We start from the raw sequence: 14,635 nt of genomic DNA, 5'->3' as shown, positions 1-14,635 counted from the left end.
TGTAAGTCAAGCAGCTCGAAACAATTAATCAGTACCCTAATGGAGGGTAACCCCACAGGAGTTTCCCATGCCCAAGAACAGTTCTTCCGATCTGGATTTTCGCGCCTATCGCCAGGCGTTGCTGGAACAAGGCTCTGCGTCAGACCAAGCGTCAAAGCAAGGCCCTGGTGGCAACCGGCTGGCTATGTTTGACCTGGATCGCACCCTGGTGGCGGGCTATACCTTCCATGCTTTCGTCTTTGAGATCGCCCGTCGCGGCCGCCCCAACAGCCGGATGGTGTTGAAGAATATTCGCAAAATGCTCGAATACGGTACCCATCGCATCGATTTCACTGAAATGCTGGCCCAGGTCGCTGAAGAGCTCACCGGCGCGGATTGTGAAGCGACCACCCGTATGTCCCGCGAGGTGTTCACCAAATACCTGCAGAGCTCAATTTACCGTGAGGCCGCAGAACTGGTGGCCGCACACCGCCGCCTGGGCCATCGCCTGGTTATGGTCACTTCGGCGACTCGCTATCAGGCCGAACCCATTGCTGAGTACCTGGGCTTCGACGATCTCTATTGTTCGGAGCTGGAATCCAGTGATGGCAAGCTGACCGGGCGTTTGCTCGGCAAGCCCTGCTTTGGTGAAGGCAAGGCTGAGGCCGGGCGTCAGGCGGCCAAGCACTTCAATTGCTCGCTGCAAGACGCCTGGTTCTATACCGACAGTACCGATGACCTGCCGCTGCTCAATATCGTCGGCCGACCGGTGGCGGTTAACCCCCAGCCTGCCCTGGCCAAGATTGCCCGCAAGCGCGCCTGGCCGGCGCTGTCGTTCAAGAGCCGGCGCGCCGCCAGTATCGCCGGCGCCGTGCGCACCGGCATGCTGTGCCAGGGCCTGGTCGGCTCCGCGCTGGCCGGCGCCGCGACCTACGCCCTGACTCTCTCTCCGCAGGAGGCTCGCAACCGCATGACCTCAATGCTGGGTGATATCGGCACCCTCTACGCGGGCATGGACCTGGAGATAGAAGGCCAGGAATTCCTGGAGGCGGCCCGCCCGGCGGTATTTATCTTCAACCACCAGAGCTATCTCGATGCGGTCATCCTGGCGCGCCTGCTGCGTCACGACATCACCGCCTTCTGCAAAAAGGAATTGGCCAATACACCGGTGCTGGGATCGATTATGCGCGCCAATGGTGCAATATTCGTCGACCGCGAAGACGCCCGTGCCGCTCGCTCACAATTGAAGTCAGCCGCGGAAGTCATTCGCGCCGGTCGCTCGGTCGCCATTGCACCGGAAGGCACCCGTTCCATGTCCCAGCAGGTGGCTCCGTTCAAACACGGCGCTTTTGTGCTGGCGCGACAGACCGAGGTGCCGGTAGTGCCGGTTATCCTGCACAACAGTGGTGATGCCCTGCCGCGCGGCAAGATTTGCGTCAACCCGACCACGGTGAAGGTCACAGTGCTGCCGCCGACCCAACTGCACAACTGCAGCCGCGAGGACTTCAACGCTCGCATTGGCAACCTGGAGCAACAGTACCGGGAGACCATTGCCGCGGCTGCGGTATAAGCTGTGCCGCTGGCGCCCTGTTCAAGCAGGGTGTTCGGCGGCCGCCTCTAAATCACAGACCTAAATCACCGACGCCTTGAACGCCTGGCCTGGGCTGAGTGAATTGAACAGCTGCGCCGCTGCGATCAAGTCGAAGGTGCGGCTGTTGTCATTGTCGCCGTCGACAGCCTGGCAGTCCCAGATCAGGCCATCGGCCTCCTTGAACTTGCCTGCCTTTAATTCGTCGGCATAGAGTCGGTGGACAATATTGTGCTCACTCATGCCACAGGCCAGCAAGCGGATTAACCAGTCGGCTTGGGGAGCTTGCATGGGGGGCGCACCAGCGCTGGATTGTGCCGTTACCTTGACGATCACCTGCAGCGCATCCGGCGTGCCGTAGCGACGGGGAAATGCTTGTTGCAGCAGGCAAACGGCGACAAAAATGCCGCGCTGTTGGCTGACCTCGGCGAAATCGGTCCAGGGCTCGTCCTCCTGCAAATCCGCCACCAGGTTCTGCCTGACCCCCGGGCGCATGGCGTCGCCAAATACTGCTTCCAATACCAGCTCACCGGCCTTCTGGTTGCCGAGGTCCTGCAATACCATCAGCACCATATCCAGCAGGTCTGCGTCGGCAATATCACCCAGGTCGTCCACCTCGGCCAGCGCCAGCAGCTCGCGCAGGGCGTCGTTTTCCCAGCTGCCAGGCAGGCTGTGGACTTCTTTGATCGACTCAATGGTTACCGCGTATAAATTGGGCATAGAGGCCTGGCCTTCAGTTACTCAAGGGGCTGGCGGCAACAATGACGCCGTTGTTGTCCGCGTACACATAATGGCCGGGGGTAAATGTCACCCCGCCGAAAGTCACAGGTACGTTGAGGTCGCCAATGCCCCGCTTCTCGGTTTTCAAGGGAATGCTGGCCAGCGCCTGCACGCCGAGGTCCAGCTCCATCAGGGCGTCCACGTCGCGCACACAGCCGTAAATGATCAACCCTTGCCAGCCATTTTGCACGGCGGTCTCGGCGATCATGTCACCCAGCAGCGCCCGCCGCAGGGAGCCGCCACCGTCGACCACCATTACCTTGCCGGCCCCCGGGCGGGCGGCATTCTCCTTGACCAGCGAGTTATCCTCGTGGCATTTAATGGTCACTATCTCGCCGCCAAAGCTGTCCCGGCCGCCAAAGTTGCCGAGCATTGGCTCCAGAACTTGTACCTGGTCGGGGAATTGGTCACACAAATCCGGGGTGGAAAAGCGCTCTGAAACGGGGTTGGTCATGGCTGCACTCGCGATTGGGTTTAAAGCGCAGACCTTAGCACTGCTGTACCTGCGCTGTAAATCGAGGGCTTAGGGGACAGCATTGGTTCAATTGCTGGCGGCCTGCAATAGCTCCCCGCTGACCTCGCACTCGCCGGACTCAGTGGAGACAAAGGCGGAATCGCCGCTCAGCATCAGGGAAAACTCCATGGTGCGTTGAAACAGCCCGGCCAGGTTATTGACCTGGTCCCAGTCAAAGCGATAGACGGCTACCGGCAGCTCGGCAAAGCCGGCTTTGTTCTGCTCCCACCAGACGCCGGACTTGCTGTTAAAGCTGTAAACTTTGACTTGCCTGGCGCGGCGACTGGCCTTCTTGATCCGCTCCACGGCCGGCTCACCTACATCGATCCACAGCAGCAACTGATCGTCCAGCGACCGCGCCCAGATATCCGGCTCGTCCGCCTCCGACAGGCCCCGGCAAAAAGTCAGTAAATCTGTGGCGTTGTGGCAGTAAGCCAGCACCCGGGCCGCCATTCGCGGCAGGCTCTCGGAGGGGTGGCGGGCAACGGTGAGATTGAGGGTGTCGTAGTATTCCCGGTTCAAATCGGAGAGGCTGATTTTCAGTTTGTAGATGGTTGGCTTTAACGCCATAGGTATTTCCAGGGGGCCATAGGTATTTCCAGGGAATTGGGGTAATGGTGTCACTCGCCCTTCTTCATGCGCTCTTTCAGGTCGGCGAAAGGGTTGTGGGTGGCGGGGGCCTTCTCCCGGGCAGTGGTGCTACCGTAGCGAATCAGGTTGCTGAACTTGGTGTGTTCCTCGTCATGACAGTAAATGCAAAGTAGCTCCCAGTTGCTGCCGTCAGACGGGTTGTTGTCGTGGTTGTGGTCCACGTGGTGCACGGTCAGCTCGCTCAGGTTGGCGCGGGTAAATTCCCGGCTGCAGCGGCCGCAGATCCAGGGGTAGAGTTTTAACGCCTTCTCGCGATAGCCTTTTTCCCGCTGGGCGATATAGGCCCGCTGCTCGGCCAGGACGCGATCGAGCTTGCTGGGTCCGGAAGTTTTCGATGCCATAGGGACACTCGGTTGCTGGGTTTTTGCCATTGAATTCGGGTATGCTAGCACCCTTCATTAGCAGCGACCACAACCGCAGCCTTTATTACAACCACAACTGTCACAACCACAACTGTCGTAACCACAACGGTCACAACCACAAGCCCAAGGATCCAGCGTGCAAGCAAAATATTCCGAACACCCCGCCATGTTCAAGAACAAACCCTTCAGCTTTATACTCTCCATCGTATTGATCCCGGTGCTGGTGGGTATGGTTATACTGCTGGTGTGGTACCTGAAGTGTAAATCCACCAAGCTGGAGTTGATCGGCGATGACCTGATCCTGGAAAAGGGTCTGCTCAGTAAAGATCGTACTGAGCTGGACGTAGACAGTATTCGCACTTTCAACGTTTACCAGAGCTTTGCTAATCGCCTGTTCGGGGTCGGCACCGTTTCAGTCTTTACCGCCGGCGACGACCCGGAAATCGAAGTGGCTGGCCTGCCCCGCCCGGACGAGTTGCGCGACCTGGTCAAAGCAGTACAAAAAGACTGAGGGCGCACTGCGGGAACCATGCTTGATCGAGTTCATTTCCTTGCGCTCGATCAGGGCCGTTTGCAGGTTATTGATCGCTGATTAAATCCGGCACGACGTCGGGCTGGCTTTCGTAGTAATTTATCTTTAAAACGAAGTCTTCCATTTTCGGCAGGTAGATTACGATGCCACTTTTATCCGGTGAGTTCAGGACTTCAAACTTTACCGGCTGGGTAATGGGTTTTAGCTTTACCTTTTGGTCAGTGGAGCGCCCGTACACCGTGACCTCTTCGATATCAGCGTCACCGGGTGGCAGGGAAATCCCCACGGCCACGGTGTCGCTGCCCGGCATTGATTCCACGCTCTCGACCCGAGCCCCAAGGCTGGCTTCTTGCTGGCCAACTTCCGGCCGGATCCAGCTGGACTCTACTGAAGAGTTGCTCGGTACCTTTTCAGCCGCGACTGCGCTGGCAGCGGGTGCGGGTTGAACCCTGGCCGTTGCGATGGCGACCGGGTTTTGCCGGTCGGCTTGCGCCGTTTCATCGCCGGGAGGTGACATTGCAGTACAGCCTAAAAAAGCAGCTGCACTAAAGAGAGAAGGTATCAACAGCCTGGTTCTGAGCATCATTATTCCCTATTTATTACTGGCAGTTACTGCCGAGTATACCCCTCCCCGATTCACAAATGCACGGTCCAAATCGAACCTGTTTAGGGGTCACAAACACAGCGCGGCTCAACGAAAAATAATTTTGCCGCTGGACCTGGCCAGGCCGGCGGCCTGGGCCAGAAAGGTCGCTACCAGCGGCACGCTTTGGGCCGCATCGAAGCGCTCGCGATTGAGTTGCGCCGCCCGGGCTTCATCACTCACCTCGAGCAACAACTCCCTCAGGGTATCCAGGTTGTAGGGTTCGGCATCGGGCTTGAGGGCGATGGGCAACACCGGAACCGAATCGTCCAGCCCCAGGGCTTCCCGGGTGTAGTTGCAGGCCGCGGCAATAGTCCGGGCTTTTTTATCCCTGACGCTTATATCCCTGGTACTTTTATTTACGTTGTCGCTATCTGAGTCAAGGCCCAGGTCGTAAGGCGGTTGCCAGTTCCCGGGCGGAGGCAGGCGATCGTTGTGACTGGTGAGCAACAGTAGCGGTGGCTTTTTCCGGCCCAAGTGCTGCTGGAAATACTGATCCCACTCCACCATTAGCGCCTTGTCCAGCGCCTTGGCCGGCTGGTTGGCCTGGCACAGCCACAGCAACATGTCCGCGCTGGTGGCCTGCTGCAACAAGGCCCGGGCGACGGGTTTGCTGCCATCCAGCCCCGGGCTGTCCACCAGAATAATGTCCAGATCGTCAGTCAGGGCCACTTGATAGTGGTGAAAACCCGCGGTGGAGGGCAGCACATCCACCTCCGCCACGCTCTGCGCCCGCAGCGCGTTGACCAGGGAGGATTTGCCGGCGTTCACCTGCCCTACCACCATCACCGTCAGTGGCCGTGTCACCGGCTCGGCCACTGGCTGCAGTGACGCCTGGTAGGCCGCCAGCTCCGTCTCGGCCAGGGTCAAGCGGCCGCTGTACAAATCGATCGCCACCTGGGAGACTTGCTCGAACAACAATTGTTTCATGTTTTTCTGCATGTGCAGCGACAGGCCGCTGCCCACTTCCGACATCAGGGCCGAGGCCAGGCGGCTGGGCACACTGGCGCCGCCGGTCAGCAGCGCGCGGGCAGCATCGATTACCAGGGCGTATTTTTTGTACAGCTTGTAAGTGGCATCGGTGGCGCGGCTAACACCCATAAACTCCGACACCTTGACCTGTCGCGAGAGAGGTACATTGGCCAGTACCTGGGCGCGGTATTTGCGGCTGCAGACTTCCAGCATCAGCATCAATTCCGGCACGGTAAAGGCGTATTCGGCGTCAGTTTTACCTGGGTGATAAGTGCGCGCAACCCAGGTCAACTGGTTGAGCATGGCGCGGGGAACGTCTGCCCAGGGCAGCTGCGTTAATTCCTGTTCATTGATGTTCGCTAGCGCGCTTTGCCAGACCTGGACTTCGTACTCGGACCAGTCCTGCACGGCCGGCAGGTGCTGGTCGGTCGCCCCATCCAGCCGCTCCGGCCCTGTTGAAGCGTCGCGCCCCAGCAGCCAGTGCAGCGCCGCCGTGGCCAGTGCCAAAAGCAGTGAAGCGAGCCCGAACCAGAGCATCAAGCCCTGCTGCCACAGGTGCAGCAAGCCCATTACCAGCAGCACCAGCAATGGCAACAGCACCGTGACACTGGCCAGCAGGTAAAACTGCAGCGCCTTTTCTGCCAGTACCCTGCGCAGGAGAGACATCACTTCGGGTTTGCTTTGCCAGTCGGGGTTGATGCCGGCTCCGCGGCGGGTGTTAGCGGCGGTTGGTCCTTTGGATGCAGCTGCTGCCTGTCCTGCTCGATTTCCCGGCCCGCGGCCTTGCCCTCCTGCATAGCTTCGCGATACAGCGCTTGCAGTGCGCCATCGCTCAGGGGTGTTTTGGTTTTCTGGTGGTACAGGTAACTGCACGCCGCCCTGCCGATGGCGTAGGTACTGGCGTAGCTGACGGTAACCGCGAGCGCCGCCCCGGCAAGCTGACCGTAAGCGGGAATCAGTTTGGCCAGTTGGCGCATGCCGAGGCTGGTGCCATAGCGCAGCGCGAAGCTGCCGCCGAGGGCGGCGCTGAATTCCGAGAAGTTGCGCTTGTCCCACTGGATGTCATAGTGGCGGGCGAGACTGTGCAGCATTTTGCCCTGGATCGCCGGCACACTGATCAGCCCAACCGCCGGAATGGCATCGCTGGCGGCGGCGGTTCCGGCGTACCACAGCACCTGGCTGCGCAAACGTTCGAAATTAGCCCGCTCCAGATCCCGGTGTTGCCGCTTTTGCAGCCACAGGCGCAGTTCGGGCAAGCGCGCGCTGAGCATCTCCTTTAGCTCGGCCTCGCCCAGGTCATTGAGGCCGCCATCGCTATTTACTTGTGTACGATCCATCGGTGAACTATCCACCGGCAAAGAATCCAGCGGTGAAAAATCCACCAGGCAGTGATCCAGCTCCGCCCCCCACACCTGCTCCACCTGCGCCTGCTTGTCCGCCAGCGCTCGGCGGCGGTCGTGCTCACTGTCTATATCGCTGGCGCCGGTGTGCACCACCATCACGTGCTCGCGCTGAATCTGGCGGGCCGAGTTGCGGATCTGGCGCAGTGCGCTCAGTACCGCGCTCTGTTCGCCGTCGCCAAGCCGTATGACGATCAACAGGGCATGGCTGGTCTCACCGAGAAACTGCAGGTCCTCGCTGGCGTCGTAATCCGCCTCCCCCAGCCCGCGGGTATCCATAAAACGCAGGATGGGCAGCTCGGCCGGGTATTGGTAGGCCTGCGCATCCCGGGTGCAGGGCATAAAGCCGTTGCCAATTTCAGCGGCACTGGCGCCGGTCATTTTCTGGACGATGGACGATTTGCCGGCCCCGGTCTTCCCCAGCAACCACAGGGTGGGCAGCTCACCGCCGCCGGCCTGCCAGGCTTTGGCCAGCGCCTCGTCCGCCGAGGGGTTGATGATGTTGCGATAGATGGACTGAAATATTTTCTTCATGGCACAAGGCCCTGGCGGGACATTCCCATGACCATAATTGAACCGGTGAGCAATTGCCAGTGATCTCGAAGCTTAGTTAGAACCCTGATGTAACTGCCTGATAAATTGCGGGATTTCACTGGGGTGCAGCACGGTATGGTGAGGGTCTATGCCCAGTTCCGCATCCAGCGGTTGCGAGTGCTGGATCCAGACCGAGGTGATGCCGGTATTGTGCGCGCCGGCGATATCGGCCGCCAGGCTGTCGCCCACATGAATGGCTTCGTGGGCCTCGCAGTTGGCCAGCTTGAGAGCTTTCAGGAAGATTGACTTGGCCGGCTTTTGCTCCGGCTCTTGGCCGCCGATAAGGATGTGATCCACATAGCGCGCCAGGTGTACGGTCTTCACCTTCGGTACCTGGGAGAACTCCGGCCCGTTGGTGATCACCACCAGGGTAAAAAGCTGGCGCATCTCGGTCAAAAATTCGGCAATCCCGGGGTAGAAGTCAAAGTGTTGCAGCCGGTCCCGGTCAAACTGGTCCTGCAGGCTGCGGGCCTGGTCCTTGCTGACCTCGGTTATACCCTGCTCGGCCAGCAGGTCGCGAATCAGTTGTACCCGAAAGGCCCCCTCGCTCTGCTGTTCGATAATGGGCAGGTAGCGTGCCCGCTGGCTCTCGCTCCACTCCCGGTAAATACCGGCCACATAGGCGTGGGCCACAGCCGCGGCATCCACCCCCGGCCCAAACTGGGCCAGCAGCGACTCGCCCAGCAGGCGCGTGGCTTGCTCGTTGGCGAAACGGGTGTCGCACAGGGTCTCGTCCATATCGAAGAAAAGTGCTTTCAGCAAGGAAACCTCCAGGGATTCGGGTTTTGGGTATCTTTCGGGTTTTGGGTATCTTTCGGGTTTTGGGTATCTATAGGTGTGTATAATAGCGCGCGCAGACGTTTTAAGCAGCGCCCTGTCCGCCCCGTTTACCGGGCCGGGTCGCTACCAGGTTCCAAATTCAATCCCAAAGAGTAATTCAATGTCCAAAAGCTATGAAATCCAGGGAGTAATTCACTCCATTGGCGCCACCACCGAATACGGCAACAACGGCTTCACCAAGAGAGAGTTTGTCATCAAGCTGACCGGCGAGGGAGAAAACTCCGCCTACCCCAACCATGTCGCTCTCGAGCTCATCAAAGACAAGTGTGCCCTGATGGATGCCTACAATGTGGGTGACGAGATCAACGTGCACTTCAACTTTTCCGGCCGGCTCTGGTCTGGCAATGGCAAGCCGGAGCGATGCTTTACCAGCCTGCAAGCCTGGCGCATCGAGGCGGTGGATGCCGGCATGAAGGACCAGGGCCCCTCCTACGCCCATTACGATGCGGCGGACTTTAACCAGTCCAGCGGCGCCAGCTACGACGATGACGTGCCGTTTTAGGATTTGCGTTCAATAGCAGTACAACGGCCCCGGCTTTTCAGCTGGGGCTTCAACGAGCGGACTGGTAAGTTTATCGGCTCGCTGCGCTTCCCTGTCGATGCAAGAAGTCTGTGACCGGTTTGACCAACAGCGGCGTCACATCTGCAGCGTTCGAGCTGTGGGCGATGGTATTGGTAGTGATCAGGGCGTCCAGCCCGGCGGCCATTAATTTCTCATCCGCACCGTCGGCAAAAATGCCGTGCACCGCGGCGCATTGAACCCGCTTCATGCCATTGGCCTGCAACTGCTGCAGGCATTGCAGGATGGTGTGGCCGCTGGAAATCACGTCATCGATGATAACCGCGGTGCGCTGCTTATACTCCTCCAGCGGCGGCAGCACTATCTCCACCTTGCGATCCCCGTGGCGATGCTTGTTTCCGATGATAAAGGGGTGACCGCTTAGCTGGGCAATCTCGGCAACCCATTGCTCGCTTTCTGCATCCGGCCCAACCAGCAACACATCGGGCATTTGCCCCAGGCGCTGGGCCAGGGCTGGAGCCCCGTGCACCACCTGGGCCGGTATTGTGTAGATTTCATCCAGTGAGTTGTAGCGATGCAGATGCGGGTCGACCGTCACCAGCCAGTCAAACTGGCGGGATAACTCCCGGGCAAAAATTTTTGATGTCACCACCTCGCCATCCTGGAAACGGATGTCCTGGCGCATATAGCTCAGGTAGGGCGCCACCAGGCCGACGCTGGCAGCACCAAACTCCCGCAGCGTCGCCGCCAGGAACAGCAGCGGCAGGTATTTACCATTGGGGTGGGACAGCTCGGCCACGATCAGGCAGGGCCGCCCATAGACCGCCGAGGTTATCCGCAAATAAGACTCCCCGTCCGGAAACAGGCGGCTTTCCAGTTTCCCGGCGTCCCCGTAAAGGGCCGCAGCCAGGGGCGCTGTCAGGGGCTGCGGTTGCAGCTCAAAGACAATGGGGACGGGTGCAGAGGAACTTGTTGAACCGGACAAAGTAGCGGACATTATCCTGCGGCCTCCTCGATGGTAAAGATGGCACTTTGGTTGCGATAGTATTCCAGCGCGTAGTTGCGTTCACCGGTGCTGTTGCTGAACAGGGTGAACAGTGGTGTACCGGCGGAGATGGTCGCGCCGACACGCACATGCAGGCGCACCCCGGCCGCCGGAGTGGAAGGTGCACCGGCCAACTTGGCCAGCTGCGCCAATTGCCGATTATCCACCTTGCGGATGGTGCCAGCGGTGAGCGCGTATTCAATGTGCTGGTAAGCCGCGTCTGGCAGGGTTTTCATGCCGCCCTGGGCGATGGCGATGCGCTGGAACTGCAGCCAGGCCTGTTCGCTGTCGAGAATCTTTGCTGCCTTTGCATAGCCGGCTTCGACACCGGCGCCGTCGGCCAGGTCAAACAGGTGGGCGGTCAGGAGCAGCGCCCGTTCGCGCAGGTCTGCCGGGGCCTGGGGCTGGCATTGCAACACCGCCAGCAGATCCCGCGCCTCCTCCACCGGGCCGATGCCCAGCCCCACCGGCCGGGTGCCGTCGGTAATAATACAGCGCACAAAAATCCCGCAAGCCGCGCCCACCTGGGTGAACAGCGACGCCAACCGGTTGGCGTCCCGCTCAGTGCGGACTTTTGCCGTCTCCCCCACCGGGATATCAATAATGACATGGGTGGAGCCGGCGGCAATTTTCTTCGACAGCACCGAGGCAATCAACTGGCCCTCGCCGTCCAGGTCCAGGGCGCGCTCGATCCGGATCATCAGGTCATCCGCCGGACTCAGGTTGACCGCCCCACCCCAGGCCAGGCAGGCACCGGTGGCAGTAACCGTGTGCTGTATTTCGGCCAGTTCAAGATTGACCGTGGTCAGGGCCTCCATGGTATCCGCCGTGCCCGCCGGAGAGGTTATGGCTCGCGACGAGGTCTTGGGCATCACCAGGCCGGCGGCACTGGCGATGGACACCAACAGGGGTGTGGTGCGGTTACCCGGCAGGCCGCCGATACAATGTTTATCAAAGACTCGCCGGTGTTGTGGCCACTGCAAGCGTTTCCCGCAGGCAACCATGGCATCGGTGAGGTCGATGATTTCCTCCACATCCAGGCGGCTGCCGGCGCAGACGCTTAAAAAGCTGGCGATTTCGATATCGCTGTAGCGGTGGGCACTGATGTCCTCGATGATCTCTGTGATCTCGGCTTCGCTTAACTTGTGGCCGAAAATCTTTTTGCGCACGCTTTGCATGGATTCCAGCACCGGCGCATGGCCAACGGTGACATAGTCACCTTCTGCCGCCTGCAAGCGCTCCAGGGCGGCCTTGGAAAACCCCGCGTAGCCCTGTTCCAGGACCGCCTCGTCCACCACGTTCATGCTGGCAATAACGGAGTGCTCGCCGTGAATAACCGCGACTCGGGTGCTGGCGGTAAAACCTTCGGCGCGGCAGACGTGGCAATCCCGGCGCATATACATCACCGGCTCCTGGTGGGTGTCGATGCCCATGTCCTTGACGATCAGGCTGTCCATCAATTCAACTCGCAACTAGTGCTTGTGGTCAATGCGGTGCGGGGCCCATACCCGGCGCAGAACTCAATTGCCACGCTCCATATCAGGCTGGTAATTGCCGAGCATTGCCAGGTGATTGAGGCGAGCCCGTTCGAGCAGCGCCTGCTGTGCCGCGGCGATATTTGCCGGTTTGCCGCCCCAGGCCTGCAACGCTGTTTGCTGCAGGGCGCGGCCGTAGGAAATACTTAGCTGCCAGGGGGCATTGGGCCACTGTTGGTTGAGGGCATTGAGGTTGGCGGTGGCCTCCTCCGGGCTCTGGCCGCCGGAGAGAAAGTTGATGCTCGGTACCGCCGCTGGCACGGTCCGCCGCAGCACTTTCAGGGTCGCCGCCGCCACCTCATCCGGGTCTGCCGTGCGGCAGTCCTGGCCCGGCAGGATCATATTGGGTTTCAGGATCATCAGCTCCAGCACCACCCCGTGGCGGTGCAGGGCCGCGAATACCGCCTGCTGCACGGCCTCGGTCACCTCGGCACACCGATCGATATCGTGACTGCCGTCCATCAGCACTTCCGGCTCTACGATCGGCACCACCCCCTCCGCCTGGCACACCGCCGCATAGCGGGCCAGCATCTCGGCATTGGCCTCGATGCCGTGCCGGGTCGGCGCGTGGGGCTCGATGGCATACACCTCGCGCCATTTGGCGAAGCGCGCGCCCTGGGGTTTATAGGCTTGCAGGCGCTTGCCAAGACCGTCGAGCCCTTCGGTGATCAGGTCCCCGGGTGACAGGGCCAGTGGAATCTTGCCTTTATCCACCTTGATACCCGGCACAATCTTTTCGACCCAGGCCGCCTCAGGGATGGTCAAGCCGGCGTCGGTCTTCTGGCCGAGGGTTTCCTCGTAGAGGATGATGCCACTGATGTACTCGCCCAGCCCGGTGGTGGTCACCAGCAAGCTGCGCCAGACGCGGCGGTTTTCTTCGGTGCTCTCGGCATTAATGGCCGCGAAGCGTTTGGCGATGGTGGGCGAGCTCTCATCTGCAGCGAGAATACCCCGTCCCTTCTGGACCATGGCGTTGATGGTGTCTTGCAGTTCGGTCATGTATTGCATGGCGCTGCTCCTGTGGCGGGTAAACCAGACTCTTCCTTTAATAATGAAACAGTTTGCGGCGGATAGTAATTGCTCAAGTGGGAATTGTTAGATCAAGCCTGCATAAAGCCGAGTCAGGCTAGTTTAAACCGCGCTAAAAGAGGGGCTACTTAGAAGTACCACAGATGCTCGCTGTTAGGGTGTTCGAAGACAAATTAGAATGCGCCGCAACTAGCTGAAACTTTTTTGGTCCTACTTTTTTCCCGTAAAGTACCGCCAGGAAGCTGCACTTGCCCATATCCATTGCCAAGATACCGTCGTTTGTGGACATCTTCGAGGCGATTCGGCACTAAGCTTGTGCCGACAATGTAAATAAAACAGCGTGTGCAACTGGCTGCAGTAATGGCCAATTGTGCGCTGCTGCATTCCCAGGGACCGGTCCGTGACCCGGCAACCGGGGCATCAACCGAACTCCGCCAACTTATAACATTTGGATGTATACATATAACCAAAAATTGGTTATATTAGAGTCTTCTAAATAACCTTTTGCAGGCAGTGCCCGGCAGTGGTCTTTCCCCGGTTAATACCTGTCGGCGGCGTCAGCCTCGAACACTCGCGCTGCCCGCCAACGCCGTCTACCGATACCACGCTGGCTGGGCCGCGCACGACCACTGCAGTGATGAGGCATTTGCTGTTACTGTAGCGGGGTGTTTCTGTCGCACGGCAGAGCCAAAGCATTACAAATGATCGTCCGTTTATAGACAGGGAAAATGAGCCATGCGCCCCGAGGTTAACGCTTTTTTTGATCCGCAAACCTATACCTACAGCTATGTGGTCACTGACCCGCAAACCTCCCACTGTGCGCTGGTGGATTCGGTGCTCGATTACGATGCGGCCTCCGGCCACACCTCCCACGAGTCGGCCAACAAGCTGATTGAGCACGTGCGCAGCCACGACCTCACGGTTGAATGGATACTGGAAACCCACGTGCACGCCGACCACCTCAGTGCGGCGCCCTATCTGCGCGAGCAACTGGGCGGCAAGCTGGCGATCGGCGAAAAAATAACAGTGGTGCAGCAAACCTTTGGCAAGCTCTTCAATACCGGCCCTGATTTTAGCGCCGACGGCACCCAGTTTGATGCACTGCTGGCCGACGGGGCGGAATTCAAGGTTGGCAATATCGCCGCCCGGGTTATGCACACCCCGGGCCATACACCGGCGTGCCTGACCTACGTTATAGGCGATGCAGCGTTTGTCGGCGACACCCTGTTTATGCCGGATTACGGCACCGCACGTTGCGATTTTCCCGGCGGAGATACACATGCCATGTACCACTCCGTACAAAAGATTTTCTCGCTGCCGGACGCAACCCGTATGTTCCTGTGTCACGACTACGGCACCGAGGAGCGCAAGGAATTCGTCTGCGAGACCACGGTAGGCGAACAGAAGCGCCACAACGTTCACATTCACGCGGGAGTATCCGAGCAGGAATTTGTCAGCATGCGCGACAAGCGCGACGCGACGCTGGGTACACCCAAGCTGATGCTGTCGTCGGTGCAGGTAAATATGAGGGCCGGCAACCTGCCGCCCGCCGAAGCCAATGGTATCCGCTACCTGAAAATTCCACTCAATGTTTTGTGACCCTGTTTGAGCATCAACACGGCCTGTGAATGAACGCTCGCTGGAAAATAGC

Annotated in this window: 15 protein-coding genes; 4 read left to right on the top strand and 11 right to left on the bottom strand. The window is 59.5% G+C overall.

The genetic code is table 11. The features are described from left to right. The first annotated feature begins 67 nt into the window (after positions 1–67). Positions 68–1,549 carry an HAD-IB family hydrolase gene (locus G8764_RS00450; protein ID WP_166160814.1) on the top strand — a complete coding sequence of 494 codons (1,482 nt, stop codon included), beginning with the start codon at positions 68–70 and terminating at the stop codon, positions 1,547–1,549. Positions 1,550–1,609: 60 nt separating this feature from the next. Here the strand turns inward: G8764_RS00450 and G8764_RS00445 are convergent, their stop codons facing one another. The 4 genes from G8764_RS00445 to G8764_RS00430 form a co-directional block, all read right to left on the bottom strand. Further along, complete coding sequence (locus tag G8764_RS00445; RefSeq protein ID WP_166160813.1) at positions 1,610–2,287, bottom strand: hypothetical protein; 678 nt, start codon at positions 2,285–2,287, stop codon at positions 1,610–1,612. A 13-nt stretch (positions 2,288–2,300) separates the two neighbouring features. Continuing rightward, entirely contained in the window at positions 2,301–2,801 is a 501-nt protein-coding gene (rraA, locus tag G8764_RS00440; RefSeq protein WP_166160812.1) for a ribonuclease E activity regulator RraA, read from the bottom strand. An 87-nt stretch (positions 2,802–2,888) separates the two neighbouring features. Next, positions 2,889–3,431, bottom strand: coding sequence for a YaeQ family protein (locus G8764_RS00435; protein WP_166160811.1), 543 nt, complete (start codon positions 3,429–3,431; stop codon positions 2,889–2,891). Positions 3,432–3,481: 50 nt separating this feature from the next. Continuing rightward, positions 3,482–3,853, bottom strand: coding sequence for a YajD family HNH nuclease (locus G8764_RS00430; protein WP_166160810.1), 372 nt, complete (start codon positions 3,851–3,853; stop codon positions 3,482–3,484). A 157-nt stretch (positions 3,854–4,010) separates the two neighbouring features. Here G8764_RS00430 and G8764_RS00425 point away from each other — a divergent pair, with 157 nt between their 5' ends. Continuing rightward, positions 4,011–4,385: a PH domain-containing protein gene (locus G8764_RS00425; protein WP_341806259.1), complete on the top strand. Its 375-nt coding sequence runs from the start codon at positions 4,011–4,013 to the stop codon at positions 4,383–4,385. 67 nt (positions 4,386–4,452) lie between these two features. Here G8764_RS00425 and G8764_RS00420 read toward each other — a convergent pair whose 3' ends face one another. The 4 genes from G8764_RS00420 to G8764_RS00405 form a co-directional block, all read right to left on the bottom strand. Continuing rightward, entirely contained in the window at positions 4,453–4,923 is a 471-nt protein-coding gene (locus G8764_RS00420; RefSeq protein WP_166160808.1) for a hypothetical protein, read from the bottom strand. A gap of 174 nt (positions 4,924–5,097) precedes the next feature. Continuing rightward, entirely contained in the window at positions 5,098–6,687 is a 1,590-nt protein-coding gene (locus tag G8764_RS00415) for a GTPase family protein (protein WP_243748564.1), read from the bottom strand. After that, positions 6,687–7,955, bottom strand: coding sequence for a YcjF family protein (locus tag G8764_RS00410; protein WP_207951615.1), 1,269 nt, complete (start codon positions 7,953–7,955; stop codon positions 6,687–6,689). The genes G8764_RS00415 and G8764_RS00410 overlap by 1 nt, the downstream gene beginning before the upstream one ends. Before the next feature lie 72 nt (positions 7,956–8,027). After that, positions 8,028–8,777 (bottom strand): HAD family hydrolase, encoded by a 750-nt coding sequence (locus G8764_RS00405; protein ID WP_166160804.1) that lies wholly within the window; start codon positions 8,775–8,777, stop codon positions 8,028–8,030. A gap of 178 nt (positions 8,778–8,955) precedes the next feature. On the opposite strand from G8764_RS00405, the gene G8764_RS00400 reads away from it, so the two are divergent. Continuing rightward, positions 8,956–9,357 carry a DUF3127 domain-containing protein gene (locus tag G8764_RS00400; protein WP_166160802.1) on the top strand — a complete coding sequence of 134 codons (402 nt, stop codon included), beginning with the start codon at positions 8,956–8,958 and terminating at the stop codon, positions 9,355–9,357. 70 nt (positions 9,358–9,427) lie between these two features. On the opposite strand, the gene G8764_RS00395 is transcribed toward G8764_RS00400, so the two are convergent. The 3 genes from G8764_RS00395 to G8764_RS00385 all read right to left on the bottom strand — a co-directional run bounded on the left by G8764_RS00395 (position 9,428) and on the right by G8764_RS00385 (position 12,963). After that, a complete protein-coding gene (locus G8764_RS00395; protein ID WP_166160800.1) occupies positions 9,428–10,372 on the bottom strand; it encodes a ribose-phosphate diphosphokinase in 945 nt (314 codons plus the stop codon). Then, positions 10,372–11,877: a thymidine phosphorylase family protein gene (locus tag G8764_RS00390; RefSeq protein WP_166162884.1), complete on the bottom strand. Its 1,506-nt coding sequence runs from the start codon at positions 11,875–11,877 to the stop codon at positions 10,372–10,374. The genes G8764_RS00395 and G8764_RS00390 overlap by 1 nt, the downstream gene beginning before the upstream one ends. Before the next feature lie 63 nt (positions 11,878–11,940). After that, positions 11,941–12,963: a class I fructose-bisphosphate aldolase gene (locus G8764_RS00385; RefSeq protein WP_166160798.1), complete on the bottom strand. Its 1,023-nt coding sequence runs from the start codon at positions 12,961–12,963 to the stop codon at positions 11,941–11,943. Positions 12,964–13,719: 756 nt separating this feature from the next. Here G8764_RS00385 and G8764_RS00380 point away from each other — a divergent pair. Further along, entirely contained in the window at positions 13,720–14,583 is an 864-nt protein-coding gene (locus G8764_RS00380; RefSeq protein WP_166160796.1) for an MBL fold metallo-hydrolase, read from the top strand. Positions 14,584–14,635: the final 52 nt, after the last annotated feature.

Source organism: Pseudomaricurvus alcaniphilus (genome assembly GCF_011440395.1).
Taxonomy (GTDB): Bacteria; Pseudomonadota; Gammaproteobacteria; order Pseudomonadales; family Cellvibrionaceae; genus Pseudomaricurvus; species Pseudomaricurvus alcaniphilus.
The sequence above is the reverse complement of the archived record's forward strand: the minus strand, read 5'-3'. Positions and strand labels throughout refer to the sequence as shown.

Coding starts and splice junctions, on each gene's coding strand:
- G8764_RS00380 (WP_166160796.1), top strand. CDS start 13,720: ATGCGCCCCGAGGTTAACGCTTTTTTTGATCCGCAAACCTATACCTAC.
- G8764_RS00430 (WP_166160810.1), bottom strand. CDS start 3,853: ATGGCATCGAAAACTTCCGGACCCAGCAAGCTCGATCGCGTCCTGGCC.
- G8764_RS00445 (WP_166160813.1), bottom strand. CDS start 2,287: ATGCCCAATTTATACGCGGTAACCATTGAGTCGATCAAAGAAGTCCAC.
- G8764_RS00415 (WP_243748564.1), bottom strand. CDS start 6,687: ATGTCTCTCCTGCGCAGGGTACTGGCAGAAAAGGCGCTGCAGTTTTAC.
- G8764_RS00450 (WP_166160814.1), top strand. CDS start 68: ATGCCCAAGAACAGTTCTTCCGATCTGGATTTTCGCGCCTATCGCCAG.
- G8764_RS00420 (WP_166160808.1), bottom strand. CDS start 4,923: ATGTCACCTCCCGGCGATGAAACGGCGCAAGCCGACCGGCAAAACCCG.
- G8764_RS00435 (WP_166160811.1), bottom strand. CDS start 3,431: ATGGCGTTAAAGCCAACCATCTACAAACTGAAAATCAGCCTCTCCGAT.
- G8764_RS00410 (WP_207951615.1), bottom strand. CDS start 7,955: ATGAAGAAAATATTTCAGTCCATCTATCGCAACATCATCAACCCCTCG.
- G8764_RS00390 (WP_166162884.1), bottom strand. CDS start 11,877: ATGGACAGCCTGATCGTCAAGGACATGGGCATCGACACCCACCAGGAG.
- rraA (WP_166160812.1), bottom strand. CDS start 2,801: ATGACCAACCCCGTTTCAGAGCGCTTTTCCACCCCGGATTTGTGTGAC.
- G8764_RS00395 (WP_166160800.1), bottom strand. CDS start 10,372: ATGTCCGCTACTTTGTCCGGTTCAACAAGTTCCTCTGCACCCGTCCCC.
- G8764_RS00400 (WP_166160802.1), top strand. CDS start 8,956: ATGTCCAAAAGCTATGAAATCCAGGGAGTAATTCACTCCATTGGCGCC.
- G8764_RS00385 (WP_166160798.1), bottom strand. CDS start 12,963: ATGCAATACATGACCGAACTGCAAGACACCATCAACGCCATGGTCCAG.